This window comes from Limosilactobacillus viscerum (assembly GCF_947387525.1).
GTDB lineage: Bacteria > Bacillota > Bacilli > Lactobacillales > Lactobacillaceae > Limosilactobacillus > Limosilactobacillus viscerum.
Map to the genome: position 1 here is coordinate 1 of NZ_CANDNW010000030.1, position 20,893 is coordinate 20,893.

The 20,893-nt window shown below is 48.3% G+C and carries 21 protein-coding genes and 1 pseudogene; 11 read left to right on the forward strand and 11 right to left on the reverse strand.

Annotated elements, in window-relative coordinates:
- From QOS07_RS07850 to QOS07_RS07880, 7 genes and pseudogenes are all read left to right on the forward strand, one after another.
- Positions 1–196 (forward strand): annotated as a pseudogene (locus QOS07_RS07850) (hypothetical protein); the annotation flags it as partial.
- A 345-nt stretch (positions 197–541) separates the two neighbouring features.
- The gene (locus QOS07_RS07855) at positions 542–1,879 is read left to right on the forward strand and encodes a Mur ligase family protein (protein WP_283588415.1); all 1,338 of its coding nucleotides are present in this window, start codon (positions 542–544) and stop codon (positions 1,877–1,879) included.
- Positions 1,879–2,583: a type 1 glutamine amidotransferase gene (locus tag QOS07_RS07860; protein WP_283588416.1), complete on the forward strand. Its 705-nt coding sequence runs from the start codon at positions 1,879–1,881 to the stop codon at positions 2,581–2,583. Before QOS07_RS07855 ends, QOS07_RS07860 begins: the two co-directional genes overlap by 1 nt.
- Before the next feature lie 127 nt (positions 2,584–2,710).
- On the forward strand, positions 2,711–4,519 hold the full coding sequence (locus tag QOS07_RS07865) for a heavy metal translocating P-type ATPase (RefSeq protein WP_283588417.1): 1,809 nt from the start codon (positions 2,711–2,713) through the stop codon (positions 4,517–4,519).
- Between the two features lie 18 nt (positions 4,520–4,537).
- Positions 4,538–5,467 carry a prenyltransferase gene (locus QOS07_RS07870; protein ID WP_283588418.1) on the forward strand — a complete coding sequence of 310 codons (930 nt, stop codon included), beginning with the start codon at positions 4,538–4,540 and terminating at the stop codon, positions 5,465–5,467.
- A gap of 17 nt (positions 5,468–5,484) precedes the next feature.
- The gene (gene hemH, locus QOS07_RS07875) at positions 5,485–6,420 is read left to right on the forward strand and encodes a ferrochelatase (protein ID WP_283588419.1); all 936 of its coding nucleotides are present in this window, start codon (positions 5,485–5,487) and stop codon (positions 6,418–6,420) included.
- The gene (locus tag QOS07_RS07880; protein WP_283588420.1) at positions 6,420–7,724 is read left to right on the forward strand and encodes an Nramp family divalent metal transporter; all 1,305 of its coding nucleotides are present in this window, start codon (positions 6,420–6,422) and stop codon (positions 7,722–7,724) included. Before hemH ends, QOS07_RS07880 begins: the two co-directional genes overlap by 1 nt.
- Before the next feature lie 56 nt (positions 7,725–7,780).
- Here QOS07_RS07880 and QOS07_RS07885 read toward each other — a convergent pair whose 3' ends face one another.
- The 7 genes from QOS07_RS07885 to QOS07_RS07915 all read right to left on the reverse strand — a co-directional run bounded on the left by QOS07_RS07885 (position 7,781) and on the right by QOS07_RS07915 (position 14,748).
- Positions 7,781–8,116, reverse strand: coding sequence for a HigA family addiction module antitoxin (locus QOS07_RS07885; protein ID WP_283588421.1), 336 nt, complete (start codon positions 8,114–8,116; stop codon positions 7,781–7,783).
- Positions 8,117–8,284: 168 nt separating this feature from the next.
- Positions 8,285–8,995, reverse strand: coding sequence for a hypothetical protein (locus tag QOS07_RS07890; protein ID WP_283588422.1), 711 nt, complete (start codon positions 8,993–8,995; stop codon positions 8,285–8,287).
- Positions 8,988–9,857, reverse strand: a complete 870-nt coding sequence (locus QOS07_RS07895) for an ATP-binding cassette domain-containing protein (RefSeq protein ID WP_283588423.1) — start codon at positions 9,855–9,857, stop codon at positions 8,988–8,990. Before QOS07_RS07895 ends, QOS07_RS07890 begins: the two co-directional genes overlap by 8 nt.
- On the reverse strand, positions 9,838–10,221 hold the full coding sequence (locus tag QOS07_RS07900) for a GntR family transcriptional regulator (RefSeq protein ID WP_283588424.1): 384 nt from the start codon (positions 10,219–10,221) through the stop codon (positions 9,838–9,840). The genes QOS07_RS07895 and QOS07_RS07900 overlap by 20 nt, the downstream gene beginning before the upstream one ends.
- 98 nt (positions 10,222–10,319) lie before the next feature.
- Positions 10,320–13,175 (reverse strand): DEAD/DEAH box helicase, encoded by a 2,856-nt coding sequence (locus tag QOS07_RS07905; protein ID WP_283588425.1) that lies wholly within the window; start codon positions 13,173–13,175, stop codon positions 10,320–10,322.
- A 90-nt stretch (positions 13,176–13,265) separates the two neighbouring features.
- Entirely contained in the window at positions 13,266–13,793 is a 528-nt protein-coding gene (locus QOS07_RS07910; RefSeq protein WP_283588426.1) for a phosphatase PAP2 family protein, read from the reverse strand.
- A gap of 1 nt (position 13,794) precedes the next feature.
- Positions 13,795–14,748, reverse strand: a complete 954-nt coding sequence (locus QOS07_RS07915; RefSeq protein WP_283588427.1) for an aldo/keto reductase — start codon at positions 14,746–14,748, stop codon at positions 13,795–13,797.
- Between the two features lie 130 nt (positions 14,749–14,878).
- On the opposite strand from QOS07_RS07915, the gene QOS07_RS07920 reads away from it, so the two are divergent.
- From QOS07_RS07920 to QOS07_RS07930, 3 genes are all read left to right on the forward strand, one after another.
- Positions 14,879–15,799, forward strand: coding sequence for a DMT family transporter (locus tag QOS07_RS07920; RefSeq protein ID WP_283588428.1), 921 nt, complete (start codon positions 14,879–14,881; stop codon positions 15,797–15,799).
- A gap of 142 nt (positions 15,800–15,941) precedes the next feature.
- Positions 15,942–16,565: a YczE/YyaS/YitT family protein gene (locus QOS07_RS07925; protein WP_283588429.1), complete on the forward strand. Its 624-nt coding sequence runs from the start codon at positions 15,942–15,944 to the stop codon at positions 16,563–16,565.
- 86 nt (positions 16,566–16,651) lie between these two features.
- Positions 16,652–17,197 carry an RBBP9/YdeN family alpha/beta hydrolase gene (locus QOS07_RS07930; protein ID WP_283588430.1) on the forward strand — a complete coding sequence of 182 codons (546 nt, stop codon included), beginning with the start codon at positions 16,652–16,654 and terminating at the stop codon, positions 17,195–17,197.
- A gap of 53 nt (positions 17,198–17,250) precedes the next feature.
- Here QOS07_RS07930 and QOS07_RS07935 read toward each other — a convergent pair whose 3' ends face one another.
- The 4 genes from QOS07_RS07935 to QOS07_RS07950 all read right to left on the reverse strand — a co-directional run bounded on the left by QOS07_RS07935 (position 17,251) and on the right by QOS07_RS07950 (position 19,976).
- Entirely contained in the window at positions 17,251–17,715 is a 465-nt protein-coding gene (locus QOS07_RS07935; protein WP_283588431.1) for a hypothetical protein, read from the reverse strand.
- A gap of 13 nt (positions 17,716–17,728) precedes the next feature.
- Positions 17,729–18,832, reverse strand: coding sequence for a LysM peptidoglycan-binding domain-containing protein (locus QOS07_RS07940; protein WP_283588432.1), 1,104 nt, complete (start codon positions 18,830–18,832; stop codon positions 17,729–17,731).
- 117 nt (positions 18,833–18,949) lie between these two features.
- Positions 18,950–19,288: a branched-chain amino acid transporter permease gene (locus QOS07_RS07945; protein WP_283588433.1), complete on the reverse strand. Its 339-nt coding sequence runs from the start codon at positions 19,286–19,288 to the stop codon at positions 18,950–18,952.
- Positions 19,275–19,976, reverse strand: coding sequence for an AzlC family ABC transporter permease (locus tag QOS07_RS07950; protein ID WP_283588434.1), 702 nt, complete (start codon positions 19,974–19,976; stop codon positions 19,275–19,277). The genes QOS07_RS07945 and QOS07_RS07950 overlap by 14 nt, the downstream gene beginning before the upstream one ends.
- A gap of 836 nt (positions 19,977–20,812) precedes the next feature.
- Here QOS07_RS07950 and QOS07_RS07955 point away from each other — a divergent pair.
- The coding region (locus QOS07_RS07955) for a helix-turn-helix domain-containing protein (RefSeq protein ID WP_283588435.1) at positions 20,813–20,893 on the forward strand (81 nt) is incomplete at its 3' end.

The window sequence follows — 20,893 nt, forward strand, 5'->3', positions numbered from 1 at the left end:
TTGTGGTAACACCATTAAAGACCTTTATGGGTTTTCTTGTCCACTTAAATGTTCAACTTATATTTTACAATCTGCCTTATTAAAATACTATAATGCCGAAAATAATCGTGCGCGAAGTTTAGCAAGCTTTCAAGAACGGTTAGAAGTGGCAATTTTAGCATCTAATATGGAGTATTGTCTAGAAAAGTTTCACTAGCACCACGCGTATGTTATATAAATGAGCATCCCCGTTACCTATAATCGTCAAATCCACTTAATAAATTTTTCCTACCTATTATATATAAGTTTCAGCTAAATGCATTATCCTTCATTTAACGTACAATCATTTTCAGCCTAAGCAGCAACAAAGGATTGGGCCTCGTCCTCCTTAGATTCTAAATCCTTCTTTATCATTTCAACGGTAAAATACTTGCTATAACTGGGCAAGGGCCGCAAATAAATCCTTTGCAAATTCAACAAATCTTCATATAATATTCAAGAGCATTTCTTATTTAGCTCGTTTTAACTAAATCCATGATTGGATCAGAAAGGAATTATCAACATGTCTTTCAAAAGCTCAATTGCGGCAGGGGTCGGCCACTTATCCTACTCTGTCCTCCACGACGTTTTTAACCGTGGAAGCTCCCTCCCCGGCCTCCTGGCGCTTAAAATTGACCCAGACATTCTTTACCACTACAAAGACCGCTACGACTTCGTGATTATCGGTGGCACGAATGGTAAAACTACCGCGACCGCCCTGGCCGTTCAAGCGCTCAAGCAAAAGTACCCGGACGTACTCTACAACCCGACCGGTTCGAATATGAAGCGCGGGATCGCCACGATTTTCGTGTCCGCGCCTAAGCCGAAGAAGAAGGGCCTGGCCGTCCTGGAAGTCGATGAAGCCAACATCGTCCGGATCGTTAAGTACTTCAAACCCAAGGCCTTTGTTTTCACCAACCTCTTCCGTGACCAACTTGACCGTTACAGCGAACTGTACGCCACCTGGGACCGGATGTTAGAAGGGGTACGGATGGTACCAAAAGCCACCATCATCGCTAATGCTGATGACCCGATCTTCAATTCCGTTGACCTGCCTAACCCACGGGTATGGTACGGCTTTGATGACCAACCAATGGGCGACTTAGAAGCTCCATCCAACACTGACGGGGTAGTTTGTCCTAAGTGTCACCACATCATCCACTATGGTTTCATTACCTATGGTGGCCTCGGCGCCTACTTCTGCCCTAACTGTGGTCACAAGCGTCCATCCCTGGACTACAAGGTAACTGCCGTTGACGAGATGACTTCTGAAGATTCCGTTGTTAAGTTCGACGACTACCAATTTACGATTCCAGTTGGCGGTTCTTACAACATCTACAATGCCCTCGCCGCCTACTCCCTGTCCCGCTTCATGGGCGTCGAAAAGGCCGACATCAAGGCCGCCTTCGAAAAGAGCCCCGAAATCTTCGGCCGGCAAGAAAAGGTCCAAATTGGCGACAAGGAAATGGTCATCATCATGGTCAAGAACCAAATTGGTGTTGATACCGTCCTTGACATGATCAAGACCGACAAGGACCCATTCTCCTTTGCCTTCCTGTTGACGGCCCTGCCTGCCGATGGTGAAGACACTTCCTGGATTTGGGATTGTAACTTTGAAACTTTGAAGGAACACGACATTCCTTACTACATGGTCGGTGCTTCTAATTACAAGGACGCCGCTACCCGCTTCAAGTTCGGTGGCTTCAACGACGTCAAGGTCGAACCAGACCCAGCCAAGTTAATTGACCGGATTCAAGAAATCCCAACCAAGCGTCTCTACGTGGTTACCTGCTACACTGCTATGCGGCAACTGCGGAAGGCCCTGGCGGAACAAAAGTACATTGATGGGGGGATGGAATAATGGCTGAATATCAACTACAACTTGCCCACCTGTACGGCAACCTCTTAAACACTTATGGTGACCTTGGGAATATCATGGCCCTCAAGTATTATGGTCAATTGCTCGATACGGATGTTACCAGTAAGGTAATCAGTGTGGAAGACGACTTCAAAGCTGCCGACTACGACCTGATCGTTATCGGTGCCGGGCAAAAGTTTGAGCAATCCATCGCCTTGGAAGACATCCCAAGCAAGCATGATGAATTGCAAAAGTTCATCGAAGCTGGCAAGCCAATGCTAGCTGTCGGTGAAGGTTACCAGCTGCTCGGCCAATCCTACATCGACCAACACGATCAAAAAGTTGCCGGTGCCGGCCTCCTTTCACACCACAGTGAATTGCCAGCAGATGGCGAACCAATCCAAAACGATCTGGTAATCAAGACCAAGTGGGGAATCGACTTCCACGGCCACGAAAACCACGACCTCGTTACCTTCTTGGGTGACAACGAAGAGGCTCTGGGTAAGGTCATCGAAGGAACTGGTAACAACCATGATGACGACACGGAAGGTGCTATCTACAAGAATACTTTCTGCACTAACATGCACACTGTCTTAGACCGGAACGGGGAACTGGCTAAGCGGATGCTAATCACGGCACTTGCCAACAAATATCCTGACGCTGACTTGTCCGCTCAACGTGCCGTTAAAATTGAACCAACATACTAATCGTTATTCTAGGGAACGACAGCATAATCCGCTGCCATTCCCTTTTTTACTTGCACCCCCTATATATATAAATTAATAAGTAACTTATAATAGGAAGTAATAACTAAACGAAGGGGAAGTAACGATTATGCAACGTCTTTCGAACAAGCAGAAGTTAGGGCTGATCCTGGCCATTGCCGCCGTCGCACTGGTGCTCCAGTATGGTCTCCACTACCCGCTCCTTGCCCAAGTCCTCGTTACCGTCGTCGGTGCGCTCATCGCCCAAACGATGTTTATCGGGATGGTTAAAACACTTAAATCTGGTAAATACGGGGTTGACCTCCTGGCAATTCTTGCTGTGGTCGCCACCCTTGCCGTCAGTGAATACTGGGCAGCCATGGTTATCCTGGTGATGCTTACCGGTGGTGACGCCCTAGAAGACTATGCTGCCAAAAAGGCCAACACAGAATTAAAGGCCCTCCTTGACAATTCACCCCGCCTGGCCCACGTTCTTACCGCTTCCGGCAGCAAGGATGTAGCAGTTGATGACGTCCAAGTTGGCGACCATGTCGTCGTCAAACCAGGAGAGCTCGTGCCTGTTGACGGGATCATTAGCGAAGGACATAGCGAATTTGATGAATCTTCGTTAACTGGTGAGGCCCGGCCCGTTGCCAAGAACGTTGGTAGTGAAGTCATGTCAGGTTCCCTCAACGGTGACGAGGCCGTGACAGTTAAAGTGACCAAACTGGCTAAGGACAGCCAGTACCAGCAGTTGGTAAAACTCGTCAAGGAAGCCGAAAGCACCCCTGCCCACTTTGTCCGGATGGCCGATCGGTATGCGGTGCCGTTTACCGTCGCAGCTATCGTAATTTCACTTTTAGCCTGGTGGATTTCCAAGGACCCACGGCGCTTTGCCGAAGTGCTCGTCGTTGCCTCACCATGTCCGCTAATTCTAGCCGCACCGGTTGCGATGGTCTCGGGGATGAGCCGTGCTTCGCGGAACGGGATTGTTGTAAAGACCGGGAGCGTACTTGAAAAGCTCGCTGGTGCCCGGACCGGTGCCTTTGATAAAACGGGAACCATCACTAATGGTCACTTAACCGTCGCCCAGGTAATCCCTGCTGCCGAAGTGACCACGGAACGGCTCCTCCACTTAGCCGCCAGTGCCGAACAAAATTCATCCCACATTCTGGCCCGCTCCCTCCTCAAATACGCAACGGACAACGAGATTTCATTGGCACCCGTAGCCAACTTGAGTGAGGAAACCGGCCGGGGGATTACCGCCACAATTGAGGAATCACAGGTCAAGGTCGGCAAACTTAACTTTGCGGCGCCTAAAGAAACAATGGTGGCTCTCAAAACCACCGCTATTTACGTCAGCGTTGATGGCCAATACTATGGTGCAATTACCTTCACTGACCATGTTCGACCAGAAGCTGCGCAAACCATGGCCACCCTCAAAGAACTTGGGGTTAACAACCTAGTGATGCTTACCGGCGACCAACGGTTAATTGCCCAACAGGTTGCGAAAGCCGTGGGGATCACCAACGTGAAAGCCGACCTTCTGCCACAAGATAAGATTGCGGCGCTCAAGTTGATTCCCCACGACTTGCATCCATTATTCATGGTTGGAGACGGGGTTAATGATGCGCCGTCCCTCGCAACCGCGGAAGTTGGGATCGCTATGGGAGCTAATGGTTCAACTGCCGCCAGTGAAACCGCCGACGTCGTAATCCTCAAGGACGACCTGTCCAAGGTTGCCAAGGCCGTTGCCGTTTCTAAAGACACCATTAAAATTGCTAAACAAGCTGTCCTCATTGGGATCGCTATCTGTGTGATCCTAATGTTAATTGCCAGTACCGGGATTATTCCCGCGTTCATCGGTGCCATGCTTCAAGAAGTAATCGATACTGTATCAATCCTGTGGGCCCTTAAAGCCCGTAAAATGCGTAATTAAAGGAGAATTTGCTTAAGTATGGATATTCCAAACCATCGTCAACAATTTAACGCCCTAGTACAGGCGCAAACGACTGTTATTTCCGCACTCCCCTACCTAATGGGCTGTGCATTTGCTTACTTCTACTATGATCACTTTAACCTTGGGGATACCATCCTGCTCTTCATCGCCGTGGTCAGTTTTCACCTCGCCGTTAACGGCCACAACCAGTATACCGACTACCGGCGCTTTAACCAAAATGGCGCCGCCAACAGTCATAACAACATCATCGCCAAGTTTAAAATCAGCATGTCCTGGGCACGACTGATTATCGGCAGTCTGACCGTCCTAGCAGCAATAATCGGGATCTACCTCACCATCAAGAGCGGCTGGATTCTTCTCTTAATCGGTGTTCTTAGCTTTATCGTCGGCTATGCCTATTCTGGTGGGCACCACCCTATTTTGAAGACGCCATTTGGTGAACCAGCTTCGGGAATCACGATGGGCTACAACATCACCTTGCTGGCCATCTTCATCAATATTTACAACCTGCCAAACTTTGATGCTTACTTCTGGCTAAAGGGACTGGTAGTTGCGCTGCCTGCTATCCTCGTTATCAGTAATGTCATGCTTGGCAACAACATCTGTGACGTCAAGGAAGACGTGGTAATCGGCAAACGGACGCTGGTTTACCATATTGGCCGGCAAAAGTCGCTCCAGGTACTGGTTGCCTGCTACGTCCTCAGCTACGTCTTTATTGTCCTAGCCGTTGCCATGCGCTATCTTCCCCTCTGGACGCTAGGTAGCCTCCTTACCATCCCGCCAGTCTACAAGAAGACGGCCGAATTTACCGCTGCACCGGATAAAGCGACAACCTTCTTCAGTGTCTTGATTGACCTCCAACTGATCTTAATTAGTGAGCTGGTCTTCACGGTAATTGGCATTATTTGGCAACATACCCTCGGCTAAAGGAAGGTGCTTTTAACATGAAAAATGGATTATTACTAGTTAACCTCGGTTCACCGAGCGAGCCTACCACTCCGGCGGTTAAGCACTACCTCAGTGTTTTCCTTGGCGACCAGAATGTAGTCACTATGCCGCGGGTGCTTTGGCAACCGATTCTGAAAGGGTTCATCCTCCCAATGCGGTCCTGGCGGTCAGCCACCTTTTACCGCGATATCTGGACAAAAGACGGTTCGCCACTGATTGTTAATTCAGAACGACTAACCAACCGCGTTCAAAGCCTACTGCCGGACTGGGATGTCCAGCTCGCCATGACCTACGAACAGCCAGCAATTGCGGCTAAGCTCAAGGAGATGCAGGCGCAGGATGAAAAAATTACGGTCCTGTCGCTCTTCCCGCACTTCACCCAGAGCACTACCCAGTCAATTATCGACCAGGTACGGGCGGTTGACCCATCGATCAATGTCATCGACCGCTTTGGTAGTGAAGACGGCTACTTGGATGTTTTGGCTAAACAAATTCAAGCGTCCTGGGACAATAAGCAATACGACCGCTTATTGATTTCCTACCACGGGATCCCCGTCTCAATGGTTAAGCACGGTGACCCTTACCAGGAGCAAACGGAGGCGACAACGAACGCCCTTCGTCAGCGGCTCAGTATTCCCGAAGATAAGGTTAAAATGGTCTACCAGTCAAAGTTTGGCCCGATGCCCTGGCTAAAGCCATACCTAAAGAACACGCTGCTTCAGGAAGCACAACTAGGCCACCGCAACATCCTGATTGCGGCGCCATCGTTTGTTACTGACTGCCTGGAAACTCTCGAAGAAGATGGCGTGCAGAATTACCAGGCTTTCCGGGAAAATGGTGGCGAGGAATTAGACCTAGTGCCAGCCTTAAATGATCGGCCAGAGTTCGCCGAATTCCTTGCCCGGTTTGTTAAGGAGCAGGTTAGCGACTGATGAAAAAGAAAAGTCTTGATGAAATTAATGGTAGCGTCAAGGTGCCGACCGTCTATGAGTCCGCCTTCTGGCAAAAATTCCTGGCGTACAGTGGTCCTGGTGCCCTCGTTGCAGTTGGCTACATGGACCCCGGTAACTGGCTGACATCACTTTCCGGTGGGAGCCGGTACGGTTACCAACTCCTGGTGGTTTTATTCTCGTCCATACTAATTGCAATGGTCATGCAGTCACTGTCAATCAAACTCGGCGTGGTTACCCGAACCGACCTGGCGCAGGCAATTGCCAGCCGGGTTAATAAGCCTGTTCGGATCACCCTCTGGATCTTAAACGAGTTAGCGATGATGGCGACTGACTTAACAGGGGTGGTCGGGACTGCTGTAGCGTTGAAGCTGCTCTTTGGGTTGCCGCTGGTTGCTGGTGTCCTGCTAACAATTGCCGATGTTTTGATTGTCCTGCTCTTCCTCCGTTTCGGAATCCGGCGCATTGAATTTATTGTTCTCTTTGCTATTCTAGTGGTCGGCGTAATCTTTGCGGTGGAAGTCTGCCGGGCCCACCCCGCATTTGCACGGATCATGGAAGGGTTCACCCCTCACGTATCAATTTTGACTAACCACTCGGAGCTGATTTTAAGCCTGGGGATTATCGGGGCCACAATCATGCCCCATAACATTTACCTGCACTCATCCCTGGCGCAAAGCCGGCGGTATGACGAGCATGACCCTAAGCAAGTAACGGAAACACTGAAGTTTGCTAATTGGGATTCGGTTGTCCACCTAGTAGCAGCACTGGTCGTCAATGCATTATTGCTTATCCTCGGCGGAACGCTATTCTTCCACCATGGCAACCTGGCGAGCCTGCAAGATGTCTTCTATGGATTAAAGAATCCAGGAATTGTTGGGCCACTGGCAAGCCCGCTGATGAGTTGGCTCTTTGCGTTCGCACTGCTCATCACGGGGTTGATTTCGTCGATCACGTCGACGTTGGCTGGACAGATCGTGATGGAGGGCTACATCAATATCCGGTTGCCACTGTGGAAGCGGCGGCTATTGACCCGGTTTGTGACCTTGGTCCCGATCCTGATTATCGGTTTCTTAATTCGGTTTAATGAAACACAATTTGAACAACTGATTATCTATGCCCAAGTGGTACTGAGCATTGCTTTGCCGTTTACCCTCTTCCCGCTGGTGGCAATTACCAGCAACCGGGATTTGATGGGGGTTCATGCTAATAAGCATTGGCAGACAGTGGTTTGCTACCTGCTGGTGACATTGATTACTGTGTTAAATTTGTCAGCACTACTTTAAAAATAAGAGGAACGAGCTTGAAGTCAATGACTTCTGGCTCGCTCCTTTTCGTTTAACTAGGCAGTTACCCAGCTATATTTTTTGAGAAACAGTGGGGAGTTATTATTTGGCTGTGCAAAGTGATCGTCCTTTTTGGCACGGTTGAGCTTATAGTTGGAATCAAGTGAGAGCAATAGCTGACTTGAAATACCCATTACCTTTTCAATCCGTAACGCCAGCACTTCGGTCAAGAAACGCTTACGGTTAAGAATGTCAGAAACATTCTTTTGACTAACACCAATTCGGTCGGCAAGGTCGGCTTGCGTAATGTCATAGTATTCCATTACCTCTTTAAGCAGGTCCGCCGCCGAACTCGTATGGGATGTCGTTATTCTATTTTCACGGTGCAGCATAGCAATCAGCCCCTCTCTTTTAATGGTAGTCTTCTATCTCAATAATTTGTCTTTAAGTAAATCAGTAATTCTTATTATACCGTATCGGTATGATGCATGTAAGTTGCTAGTTAAAAACAAAAAGCCCTCAGCATACTAAACACTGAAGGCCGTAAAAGGCAACTATATCTAATCCCGCCGTAATTGCAGGTGGTCATTGAAGACCTTCGTTAAGGCAAGCACGATCACAAAATAGATGAACCAAATCACCCATGGCGTAACCGGGTTACCGAATAAGGCATCCATTGCAGCAATAAACTGTTTATTTTCAAACAGTGCCGTAACCTCACTACTCAAGTCAAACATTAGCCGGACAAGTCCCGTTAGCAAGATCCCGCAAATCACCGGAATCCCGATCCCGACAATCCACTTCCACCGCCGGCTCAACAGGCCAAAGCCATTTCCAATTGCCTGGCAGGTTAGCACGAAAGTCAGCAAGACAATGAAGTTCACCACCAGGGTCCGCAATGACATTACCGGATGGTCAACTAATGACAACAACTCATCTAGGACAAAGACTGCCAGTGTTGACAAGCAAAGTGCCAAGAGCCGCCCCTGCCACATTGTCTTCCGGGAAATTCCGTTTTGGATTGCCCACTTAAAGTCCGCGTATGGTGTCCCAATAAAGTAGCAGCATAAAATACAGTTAATGAAAAATGCTAGCGTTGCTGGAATCCCCCGCAATGTAACAGTGAATGATGCCAAATTATGGTTCATAATCAGTCCGCCAAGCGTGATCAGGACCTCAATCCCGATTACCCAGCCAACTGCAATCAAGGTCGCCATCCCCAAGCGGTGGAAAACGTTCGTCGTTACTAATTTCAACTTTTGGTTACTCATTCGTGCCACCCCCGTTCGTTAAGTAAATAAATAAGTGCTGTAAGTCGTAGTGTCCTACCTTGACCCGGTCCGGGATCACCCGCTGGTCATCAAGGTGGTCATAAACATACGCCGTCTTGGTATTACCCAACTGCTCACTATCTAACACCCGTAAGCCGTCAACGTATTGGTCAACATCCTTCGCAGGACCACTAATTGCGTAAGCCCGCCCCAGCATCTCATCAACGTCACCCTCTTCAATAATCCGGTGGTCATCAAGCACCAGCACGTGTTCAACCAGCTGCTGGATTTCATCAATCAGGTGGGTCGAAAGAACAAAGGTCCGCTGCTTATTCTGGTAGGTTTTAATCAGCTCCTTGTAGAACAACTCCCGGTGGTTGGCATCGAGTCCCAGCACCGGTTCATCAAGGAAAACGTAACTAGCATTAACATTCAGTGCTACCACCAGTTTAGCGACGGTTTGCAACCCAGTTGACAGGTCGCTTAAGTGGTCATATGCCGTAATTCCAAAAGCCTTTAGTTGGCGCTCAGCATTCTGGTAGTCAAATTCACCATAAGAACCATCTGCCAAGTCAAACATCCGCCGAATCGTTGTCCGCTTCGGGTAGAGGTTAGCTTCACTCATCAGGTAAAAATGGCCAATCACCCGGTCATCATTTCTACTCTCCTGGTCGCCCAGGTAGACACTTCCGGATGAAGGTAGGATCCGGCCAGTAATAATATTGAGCAGGGTCGACTTTCCCGCACCATTCCGGCCGAGCAAACCGTAAATCTTGCCTGGCGCCAGCTGAAATGAAATGTCGTCCAGCACGACCCGGCGGCCATACTTTTTGCTAAGGTGATCAACGCGTAATTGTTCCATCGTTCTCCCCCCGTTCAATTAATTCTAATAAGTGTTCCTTCTTAATTCCCAGCTTATGGGCCTCTACCAAGAGGCTCTTTACATAGTCGTTATAAAAACTTTCTTTCCGTGCCTGCATAATCTTCTCCTGTGCACCTGCCGTAACAAACATTCCCCGACCCCGGCGTTTTTCAACCAGGCCCTTATCAACCAGGATATTCATCCCCTTGAGGACGGTCGCCGGGTTGATATGCAGCTGGGCTGATAGCTGAGTCGTGGACGGGATCTGGTCGCCCTCGCCAAAGCCGCCAGTGAAGATCATCTCTTCAAGCTGGGCTGCAATCTGTTGGTACAGCGGTGTTGATTCATCAAATTGAAATTGCAAGGAAGCACCTCCTCACTAGTTGGTTGGTTAATTACTTGTGTAACTAAGTATATAAGCAACCAATCAAAAAAGCAAGTAGATTTTGCTACTTGCTCTATCTAGTCTTCAAATAAAAGGCGGCGCATCCGAATTGACAGTGGCCGTTGGAGTTGGAGGTCCATCCCCACCGCCGCTTTTTTCTTGCTACCGAGGCGTTCTTCTTTAACGGTCCCCGGCATAATTTTTGCGGGCCCAAGGTAATAGAATTCCTTGCCAACCGCATCACTGCGCTTAACAAAGAGGTGGAGCTTAATCAGTGGTCGACCACCGTCCGTGGCTAACAAGCGTTGAACCTCGGGCGATGAAAGATGGCGGGGACTCCGGGTATACCAGCGAAGTAACTGGCCATTTTGCAACTGATTATCATAAATGGCGTTCCGCTGCTGGTCGTCCTCCTTGCGGTAGGTGATGAAAATCGGGCACTCCTTTTCACCTACCCGGTAGCCATACATCGGCGCACTAACATCGAGCGGCCAGTTCAGCAACCGGCAAACATCTTTCCGGTCATATTGTTGGTACATAGTAAACTGCTGGCTGGTATCGTAGTCAGCACTGATAGTTAGCCCTGTCTTAACCGCATCCTTGAAAAGGCGGGCAAAGTCATCATTTTTGTCAAGTGCCGCACTCAGCTGGGGATCAAGCTGGTAGTCAACCAGCCCCGCATGTCTAACCAGGGGCCGGCCGCCATAAATCTCCCGCCGCGTTTTCTTTCCAGCCTTAACATCAAAGAAGGCCAAGCTAAGGACCTGGTCAATTGAATGGAGGACTTCCGGCGTGACATAGGCACCATCTTTTTTCAGTGCGGTTAGCAACTCTTCTTGGCTGCACCGGTGCTGGTCGGCCACCAGTAATTGCTTCAGCAGGACCAATTCATGTGGTCGCTTGCCATTTAACAATTCCTTCGTCACAAATGACAGGACGGCACTCTCGTACTTGGTCAGCGTAACGTGCTCGCCCATTTTAAGCAGGAATTCACCATAGTTATCCAGCCGCCCATTAGCCGCAAATACTAATGGTGAAACTGAACCATAGCGGTAAAAGTCAAATAACAGCGGTACCCGGCCCAGGCGTTGGTGAAGGTCTTGGTAAGCCGACCGAAGTTCCTTCATCGAGTCCAGCTTGACCGCTGCTAATGACGCAAGAATTCGCTCAGCGGCCACCCGGCGGAAGTTAATCGTCGACACCCCAATTGCTTGCGGGAGCCGCACCTCTTGCCGGGCCCGGTCAACCTGCCGGCTCGTATCCTGGTTTAATGCTAGTGGGATCAGAAAATTGTTCTGGTAGTTGCCGATAAAGTCGAGGACCGTTACGTAGTCCTTCCCTGGATACTTCCGCAAGCCCCGGCCCAACTGTTGGATAAAGACAACCGATGACTGGGTGTTCCGGAGCATCACGATTTGGTTTAAGGACGGGATATCAACCCCTTCATTGAAGAGGTCAACGGTGACGATATACTCGATCTTCCCTTTTTCTAGCTGGGCTACTACCCTTTGCCGGCGAGCGGCTGAGTCCTCATTGGTTAATGCCACGGCTGGGTGGCCGGCAACAGTAAATTTCTCCGCCAGTTCCCGGGCCTCGGCTTGACGAGAGCAGAAGACTAACCCCCGCGCCTGGTCCCCACAATAGCCGTAGTAGTCGAGCTGGGACAAAATATAGTGAACCCGCTGGTCGGCCACGAGGTAGCGGAGTTTACTGGTCTCAGTGATTACCTCACCATCCTGTTCATAGTCCGTAATCCCGACATAGTGGAATGGCGCCAGCATATCCGCTGCTAGCGCCTCCTTCAGCCTGATTTCATACGCCAAGTGGTAGTCAAACAAAGCGTAAACATCCTGCTTGTCCATCCGCTCCGGCGTCGCAGTCATTCCCAGCCAGAACTGGGGCGTAAAGTGGTCAAATACCCGCTCGTAACTCGGCGCCGTGGCCCGGTGTGCCTCATCAATCAAAATGTAGTCAAAGCTGGCCGGTGCAAGGCGCTCCAGCGTATCTGCCTGACTCAATGTTTGAACGGTCGCAAAGAGGTACTTGGCATCCCAATCGTGCTGGTTGCCGGAAAGCAGGCCGAAGTCACTAGCAGGACCGCCGATTACCCGGTGGAAACTACGGAGCGACTTCTTAGCGATCTGTTCACGATGCACCACGTAAAGGAAGCGGTGGGGCCGGAAATCCTTGACCGCAAAGGCACCTAGGTAAGTTTTACCGGTCCCGGTTGCCGAAACAACCAGGCCGCGGTGGGCACCGGAATCAACCAGGCCCTTCAGTTCACGTAATGCGGACCGCTGCATTTGGTTGGGAACAACCTTGGTGGACGGCTGCATTACCGGCCGGGCAGGTGCCTGCCAGCGACGTTGGTAGTCTGCTAGCCACGTTTGTGATAGTGGCTGACTATGTTCGACCAAGGCTACTAGCCGGTCATGGAGCTGCTTCGTCAAATTTGCGTCGGTCAACGAACTAACCTTCAGTGACCACTCAACGTTTTGCAAAAGTGCGGACCGGGTAAAGTTGGCGCTCCCCACTACCGCGGTTTCATAATCACCATGGTCAAAGAGGTAACCCTTGGCATGGAAGCCGGCCAGGTCAACAATCCGGACGGTAAGGTTGGGGATCTTCAGCAGCTCAGCAAAGACCCGTGGGTTGTTGAAGCCAAGATAATCACTTGTCAGAATTGTCCCCGACACCCCCTGGTCGGCGAGGTCGGCTAAAACTGCCTTCAGCGGCACCAGCATGTCGGCGGTAATAAAGGCCACTGCCCAGGTGAAGTGCTGGCAATTTTGCAGCTCGTCCTGGATAACCTGCCAGATTGTGCCGTCCTGGTTGTTGCTTAACAGCTGTGGCGTCAGCAATTCGTGGCCAGGATACTGCTGGCTATAAAGGCCATTTAAGATTGCATTTTTGATTACTTCTTGCTTTTCCATTGATATTCCTTTCAAAAAAAGGAGACTGGGATGAAGCCAATGTTTCTTCCCGGTCCCCTTCCAAATGTTACAGCGATATCGCACTATATTTTAAAACAACCACAGGCAGGCCCCGCAGATTAAACCACACAGGATTCCGGCAACAACATCACGTGGGTAGTGGACGCCACCAATTACCCGGGCAAGTGCCAAAAGGACCGTTAAAACAAGAAGGGCAATCCCGGCTGGCCAGGCAACCCGCCAAACAACCAGGCTGATGACGGTGGCCGAAAAGACATGGCGACTCGGCAACGAATCACCCTGCTTTTCCCGTGGGATCAACGGAGCAATTTCCCACTCCTCATACGGCCGTGGTGCGCTAAGGTAGTTCCGCCCCCAGGTTAGGAGGACAAACCCCACACCGGGCACCAGGATAAAGGGGTAGACCGCCTTCACCGCGTCAACAACAGAAGACCGGTGCAGCCAGATAATTCCGAGGAGGGTCGCAAGGTAGGCCACGTACATTACCACCACCACGAAACGGTTAAATAGCCGCAGTAAAGTAATCAACCGCGGGTACCGTGTCAACCAGTTGCTGAGGGCGGTGTAAACTTCAAAGTAATCTCTTTTCGTATCCATATTACGGCAACTCGTTTCCAGCAGCGAGGTAGAGGTCGTACCACTCCTGCTTTGTTAAGGTGATGTCACTGCCAGCCGCACTATCGGCAATATGGTCAGGGTTCATTGTCCCAATTAAGACTTGCATGTGGGCCGGGTGACGAAGGATCCAGGCCACCGCAATGGCGTTCTTGCTGACCTGGTACTTGTCTGCCAGCTTAGCCAGTTCCTGGTTAAGTTCTGGGAACTGGTCATTATTAATGAAGGTCCCCGCAAAGGTTCCGTACTGGAATGGCGACCAGGTCTGAATCGTCATCTTGTGCAGGCGAACGTACTCAAGCAGGCCACCATCATGGTCGACGGATCTGGCACCGGTCATGTTAGTGTGGAAGCCGAAGTCAAGCATCCCCGTGTGCTTCAGGCCAAACTGAACCTGGTCAACCAGTAATCGCTGGTCGAAGGCAGACTGAAGCAGGGCAATCTGTGCCGGGTTGAAGTTGGATACGCCAAAGTGGCGCACCTTACCGCTGGCTTGCAATTCATCAAATGCCGCGGCCACCTCATCCGGCTCCATCAGTGCGTCTGGCCGGTGGATCACGAATGAATCAAGGTAGTCTAACCCCGTCCGTTCAAGGATCCCGTCAACCGACTTAAGCAGTTGTTCCTTTGAGGAGTCATAGCGGGTGATTTTATTGTCACTGTTCGCGTACAGACCACCCTTTGACTGGAAATAAAAGTCATCCCGGGAGAGCCCACTCTGCTTAAGGGCTTGACCAAAATGAATTTCCGAAGAGCCACGACCTAATTGGGGATCGTTACCGTAAATATCAGCTGAATCAAAAAAGTTAATACCAGCTTCGTGGGCCGCTTGAATTGCCTTGGCACAGGCGTCGACAGACAGGGTTCCCATTCGCATAATCCCAAGGGCCACGTTTGACGCCGTCCAATTAGTCCCACCGATTTTAACCGATTGCATCATCCTCACTCCTTCATTATCACTAAACATCCAATCCGCTTTAATTATACTTCAAAGCGCCGGTAAGTTTATCTGACTGACGAAAAATGTTATATTGATTTAACGATTATTAAGTGAGGAGACGATCATAATGAGCAAGCAAACTAAGGGCGTCTTGCTAGCAGCCGGCGGGGCATCGCTATGGGGAATCTCCGGTGCCAGTGCCCAGTACCTTTTTTCCACCACGAACATCTCAAATACCTGGTTTGTTGCTCTCCGACTACTGGTTGCTGGAGCGCTGTTAACGATCTGGAGTGTAATTAAGGCTCCGCAGCAGGTTAAGAAAGTAGTCACTGACAAGGCCAACCTGAAACTGCTAGCCCTATTTGCAATCCTGGGGATGATGAATTCCCAGTTGTCCTACTTTCTGGCAATCAAGTACAGCAATGCCCCCACGGCAACGGTTATCCAGTACCTCCAGCCGGTGTTCATCATCCTCTGGCTGGCCCTTTCTACCCACCGGTGGCCGCGGCGGATTGACTGCTTTAGTATCCTAATTGCGTTAATTGGGACCTTTTTCCTTGCGACGGGTGGTCACTTCAACCAGCTAACCTTAACACCGTTAGCCCTCTTCTGGGGCGTCTGGTGCGCGACCGCGGCAGCGTTATATACTTTACTGCCACGCCCATTACTGGCAAAATTTGATGCATTAGTTGTCTGTGGTTTAGCAATGCTGATCTCTGGCATCCTCCTTTTACCATCCTTGTTCATTATCCCGACGCCACACCTGTCTGCTTTTGCGTGGGTCCTGGTAGCCTACGTTGTCATCGGGGGAACAATGTTTTCCTATACCCTTTTTCTCCAAAGCATCCGTTACATTTCACCAGCCGCCACGGGGATACTGTCCGCGTTTGAGCCGCTGGTGGCAACCGTGCTTGCGGTGACCTTGCTGGGAACCAAGCTCACCTGGGACGCTGTTCTGGGTTCACTATTGATTCTCCTGACAACGGTTCTCCAGGCGGTTCCATTTAAGAAATTTATTGCTTTTATTCACTTACCCCGGTTGAAATAAATAAAGGCCAGCTTACGCAAAATGAAATTTTTCGGCGCAAGTTGGCTTTTTTACTGCCTTTACTTATGTAATTTTACTAAAAGCTGCGTTACAATGTCTATGATTGTATGTAAGCGCATTCATATTTTGCGGAGGTGGAACCATGTATCAAGCGCGGCGTGTTTCAATGGCTCTTTTTGGCGTTATTCTGTGTGGCTTTTGCGTGGGGATGTTGCAAAAGGCTAACCTGGGAGTCGATCCATTTACCTGCTTTGTGACAGGAATTGCCAATATTTTTAGCTCAACTTATTCAACCTTTTACCTAATTTTAACGGGGACGCTGCTCGCCCTGGTGTTCATCCTGCGGAAGCACTATATCGGAATTGCGACGATCTTTAACCTCTTCTTAACTGGGGTAATGGCTGATTTAATGCATGGTTTCCTTGATTCCGTCTTTCCCCACCCCGACCTCTTTGTCCGCAGTGGACTGATGATTACTGCCATTGTCTTCACCTGTCTTTCGGCGGCACTTTACTTTACCGCGGACCTCGGCGTTTCTGCCTATGATGCCCTGGCGTTGATTGCCGCGTATAAATACAAGCTACTCCCATTTAAGTACTGCCGGATTATCACGGATAGTGTCTGCGTCCTGGTTGGTTTTATCTTCAACGTCACGCTTGGTGTTGGGACCGTCATCACTGCCCTTTTCATGGGTCCACTGACCCAGTGGTTCCGGACCAACCTTGCCGAACCCCTGCTGGCGGGCCGGGCGCACGTGGTAAATTAAAATAAGAAAGTTAGAAACCGGGAGGGAGCAAAAGTTTCTTCCCGGTCTCTTTATTGCTATAATTTTTGGCAAAAGGAGGGATTGCTATGACGAAAAAAGCGTACTTGATTCACGGCACCTCAACCCGGGACGATGACTGGTTTCCCTGGTTAGAAGCAGCGGTTAAGCCGGCAATTGAGCTCGACCGAATTTGGCTGCCGAACCCTTATGACCCACTGCCACAAGAATGGGCGAATGCCATCGATAAACAGGTTCCCGTTGAAGATGGACTTGTTTTAGTGGCCCACAGCCTGGGATGCATCAGCGCGATTCGTTTTATTGAACGGCACCAGTTAAAAGACGCACGATTACTGCTGGTTGGTGCATTCGACCAGCCACTACCGGCCTACTCATCACTTGACCCGTTTGTGACACCGGCGGTTGACTACCAGCAAGTTGTACCAAAGGTCAGCAAGGCGACAGTGATTACCGCTAAGAATGATCCAATCGCCCCGTATAAGGGAAGCGTAGCGGTTGCCCACCAGCTCGGCGCCAAATTAATTGTCCAGGAGACAGGTGGCCACTTCCTGGACGCAGACGGCTTCACGGAATTTCCACTTGCTGAAAAAGAATTACGGCGAATAGCCGAATAAAAAGTAAAAAAATCACCTACTTCCGTATATAAAGAGTAGGTGATTTTTATTAATTAACGAATTTGCTTAAAGTTGGTTGCCTTGTGGTCAACACCTTGACCAGCGTTGGCAATTTGGTAAGTAAAGCTCCCGGAATGGATCTTCTTACCATATGACAAAACATGGTTGTATTGCCACAATGAAACCTTGCCGTCCTGCGTCTTGGAAAGCGTTAGCCGGCTACCCTTAGCTTCGTAATTCCACTTACCGGAATTAGAATTGCTTTGGTAAACATCCTGGAAGTCACTATCACTATTGTTAGCCTTCAGTGCCTTGCTCTTGCTTGGCGTAACGACTACTTCATCGCCACTCTTAGCAAAGGTCATGTAAGCATTCTGGTTACCAGATACTGAAGTGTATTGGTAAACATGCCCTGGCACATGACGGGCAACTGAGTGGCTAGCATAAATGTAGAAACCACCAAAAATTACAACGATTGCGACAATAACAGAAATAATAATCTTATTTTTCTTTTGCATCATTTAGCCTCGATTAGAAATCATTGTCATCATCATTGGTGTCAGTGTCTTGGTTATCATTAGTAGCCTGGTTGTTGCTGTCGTCATCATTGTCTTGGTCTTGATCTTGGCTACTGCTGTCGTTGTCGTCGTCATCCTTGTTGCTATCTTCACTGCTGCTATCATCATCATTGGTGCTTACGTAGACGCTTAAGTCGCCGTCATCTAATTCGATGTAAACAGTAGCATCCTTATCCGCCTTGTCACCAAGACCTTTTTCGATTTCTTCTAAGGCAGCATCGTAGTCACCCTTCTTGGCATCCTTTAAGATTGCCTTGGAGTCTACAGATACTAATTCGGCATCATCGCCACCGTCACCCTCTTCAAATGACAACTTAGAGTCACTATCTTGAGCACCTTCAAGGCCACTTACCAGGTCAGAAGCAGTTACAGAGCTACTGTGCTTCTTGCTGTGACTTGAAGTAGTAGTATTCTTAGTTGAGGTCTTTGCTTCAGAACTGCCTTCACTACTATTATCAGATTGGTCACCATTGCCCTCAGTAGTTGAGCTGCTGGAGTCATTTGGTGCAGTGAATGCATTATTAGTGGTTGAGTTATCGTTGTTCGTCGTTGAATTGTCAACGTACTTGTTGTAGGTCTTAACAACCTTTTGTGGCATTACGGTAATCTTAACGTTTTGTGGACCATTGTTAATCGTTACCTTAGTTTGGGCAACGGCGTAAGGGTTAACGTTCGGAACGTAACCTGCTGGAACATCGCCGTCACGGTTCAAGATCAATACGTCACCAGCATAAATTAGGTTAGCGTTTTGAATATTGTTGTCGTAACATAACTTAGCAACTGAAATACCAGTAGCTGCAGAGATGCTAGACAGGGTGTCACCCCATTGGATGATGTAACGAGTACCATTCAAGTTGTTCATGTCAATGTGTTGCATTGCCATGTTATTGGAAACTTGTTGTGGTGTGTTAGCAATCCAGTTAGTAATATCAGCTTGTTCTTCAGGTGAACCACTAGCATTATTGTTAGCCGTTGCAACTGTTGTAGCCATCAATGGGGCAGCTAAAACCGCAGTCATAAAAGCTGCAGCAAGTTGCTTTTTATAGTTAAATTTCATAATTAATCCTCCCAGAAATAATAACCTAATAATGCATTTTATATTTTACCGCTTGCTAAGCGCTCATTCAATAGTGGGCAAATTAATTATAAAACGATTATCAGTTACTGTTCAGGGTTAAAAAACAAAATTCAATAATAAAATATAAGACAGTGTTCCAGCAATTAATGACAGGAACATGCTCCGCCGCCAGAGATGAATAATAACAGTGATAATTCCAGCTAAGATTTCGGGAATACTGTGGTTCAGGTTAAATAAGTTCAAGTTTCGGTAACAATAAACAACCAGCATCATCATAATGGCCGGCGGCAGGAAGTCACCGAGCTCCTTAACGAAGGGGACCACACTCTGTTGTCCCTCTTTGCGATTAGTAAAAATTACAAATGGTAGCCACCGGGTTAAGAAGTTAGTAACGGCGGCAATAGCGATTGTAAGTACTCGTTCAATTAAGGTCATGCTTTATCCCTCCCCGCCGGTAGATAAGATAAAATTCAAGTACTAATAGGAGCAGGGCCACTACCATAAAGTATGACTGTCCCACAAATAACAGGGAGACGAGAGTAATTAAAAAGCCACTGATCGAACTCAGGTGATTCTTTTCCTTTAATACTTGTTCAACTGTTAGAACAAGGAAAAGGGCGGTCATTACAAAGTCAAGGCCCCTTATTTGTAAGTGCAGTACACCACCCAGGTAGCCACCAAGGAATGCGCCAAGTGCCCAGTAGAAATAATCAAGGACGGTGATCCACGTTCTTACAACATCCTTATCACAACCGTGCGGAATCTTGGTGTAGTAGTTGAGGACGAAGGTTTCATCACTCATTCCAAACAGGAGCACCCACTTCCGCCAGCCATGATGCGGATATTTAGTGAGCATTGAAATCCCATAGAAGAACTGCCGAAAGCCCAGGACCGCCGTTAGCAACAATACATTGACGGGGTTAAAATGCTGTAATAAAAGGTTGGCGATTAGAAATTCAACTGACCCGCCATAAATTGTCATCGCCATCAGGGTTGGATACCAGAAAGAAAAGCCTAAATTATGCATATAGAGGCCATAGCCCATTCCCAATATGACATAGCCAAACAGGACCGGGATACTAGTTATAAAGGCATAACGAAAATTAGTTATTTTTTTGTGCATCGGCTTCACTTCCCGTTAAATGAATATTTAACCAGGTATTCTAGCAAAAACTAATAAAGATGTCTATCTGGTTATATTAAGATCAAGATCACAACAAACTTTCTTTTAAAAAATAAGGAGGGAAACTAAGTCCGGTATTTGCCGGGCTTGGTTCCCCTCTCACCTCAATTCACGGTTAATCAATAAGATCTAGGAGGCAAGAAAAGAATCAATTCTATCTCGCCTCCTTTTCATTAAAGGAAAGACTATCTTTCATAGATTATTCTACTCGAACTACACTTGGGATTAATGATACTGCCCATTTCATAGATATGATTGAAAGCCAAGGTAGTAAAGTAATTATTCATCTTATCTAGTCTTATCATTTTCATTGCCTGCGTTGCTGCCAATTAATGCTTAAAAATAATGTGGCTTCACGAAATTCAAAATGCTGAGATCTAGCGTCCATATTACCTGCCGACTTCCACAATTCCACGTATTCTCCGCAGTAATCAAGACGAGATTATCACCAACTCTATGTATGATAACTATACGAAAGGACTAGCAAGGATCAAAGTCATTTACTGCTTATGGTTTCTGTAACTTCTTTGATTATCGGGCTCGCATCCTGCTCGCCCTCCCTAACTCATCCTTTGCCATCAACTAGAATAATAAAAGAACAGCCCGTGTCAAATTCCGGTTCTACAATTTTAAGTACTGATGGATTTAACATCGGTGCTTATTTTGTTTTAAATTTGGCAGATTGTAAAATTTAAGTTGAACATTTAAGTGGACAGAAAAACCCATCAAGGTCTTTAATGGTGTTACCACACAATCCATTAGAAAGAAGGACCTTGATGAGCACCACTATTTTATCATTCCAGAACCGTGTTGTCATTGAAACGCTTCATAATGAAGGACGTTCCTTGCGATACATC

Coding starts and splice junctions, on each gene's coding strand:
- QOS07_RS07855 (WP_283588415.1), top strand. CDS start 542: ATGTCTTTCAAAAGCTCAATTGCGGCAGGGGTCGGCCACTTATCCTAC.
- QOS07_RS07860 (WP_283588416.1), top strand. CDS start 1,879: ATGGCTGAATATCAACTACAACTTGCCCACCTGTACGGCAACCTCTTA.
- QOS07_RS07865 (WP_283588417.1), top strand. CDS start 2,711: ATGCAACGTCTTTCGAACAAGCAGAAGTTAGGGCTGATCCTGGCCATT.
- QOS07_RS07870 (WP_283588418.1), top strand. CDS start 4,538: ATGGATATTCCAAACCATCGTCAACAATTTAACGCCCTAGTACAGGCG.
- hemH (WP_283588419.1), top strand. CDS start 5,485: ATGAAAAATGGATTATTACTAGTTAACCTCGGTTCACCGAGCGAGCCT.
- QOS07_RS07880 (WP_283588420.1), top strand. CDS start 6,420: ATGAAAAAGAAAAGTCTTGATGAAATTAATGGTAGCGTCAAGGTGCCG.
- QOS07_RS07885 (WP_283588421.1), bottom strand. CDS start 8,116: ATGCTGCACCGTGAAAATAGAATAACGACATCCCATACGAGTTCGGCG.
- QOS07_RS07890 (WP_283588422.1), bottom strand. CDS start 8,995: ATGAGTAACCAAAAGTTGAAATTAGTAACGACGAACGTTTTCCACCGC.
- QOS07_RS07895 (WP_283588423.1), bottom strand. CDS start 9,857: ATGGAACAATTACGCGTTGATCACCTTAGCAAAAAGTATGGCCGCCGG.
- QOS07_RS07905 (WP_283588425.1), bottom strand. CDS start 13,175: ATGGAAAAGCAAGAAGTAATCAAAAATGCAATCTTAAATGGCCTTTAT.
- QOS07_RS07910 (WP_283588426.1), bottom strand. CDS start 13,793: ATGGATACGAAAAGAGATTACTTTGAAGTTTACACCGCCCTCAGCAAC.
- QOS07_RS07915 (WP_283588427.1), bottom strand. CDS start 14,748: ATGCAATCGGTTAAAATCGGTGGGACTAATTGGACGGCGTCAAACGTG.
- QOS07_RS07920 (WP_283588428.1), top strand. CDS start 14,879: ATGAGCAAGCAAACTAAGGGCGTCTTGCTAGCAGCCGGCGGGGCATCG.
- QOS07_RS07925 (WP_283588429.1), top strand. CDS start 15,942: ATGTATCAAGCGCGGCGTGTTTCAATGGCTCTTTTTGGCGTTATTCTG.
- QOS07_RS07930 (WP_283588430.1), top strand. CDS start 16,652: ATGACGAAAAAAGCGTACTTGATTCACGGCACCTCAACCCGGGACGAT.
- QOS07_RS07935 (WP_283588431.1), bottom strand. CDS start 17,715: ATGCAAAAGAAAAATAAGATTATTATTTCTGTTATTGTCGCAATCGTT.
- QOS07_RS07940 (WP_283588432.1), bottom strand. CDS start 18,832: ATGAAATTTAACTATAAAAAGCAACTTGCTGCAGCTTTTATGACTGCG.
- QOS07_RS07945 (WP_283588433.1), bottom strand. CDS start 19,288: ATGACCTTAATTGAACGAGTACTTACAATCGCTATTGCCGCCGTTACT.
- QOS07_RS07950 (WP_283588434.1), bottom strand. CDS start 19,976: ATGCACAAAAAAATAACTAATTTTCGTTATGCCTTTATAACTAGTATC.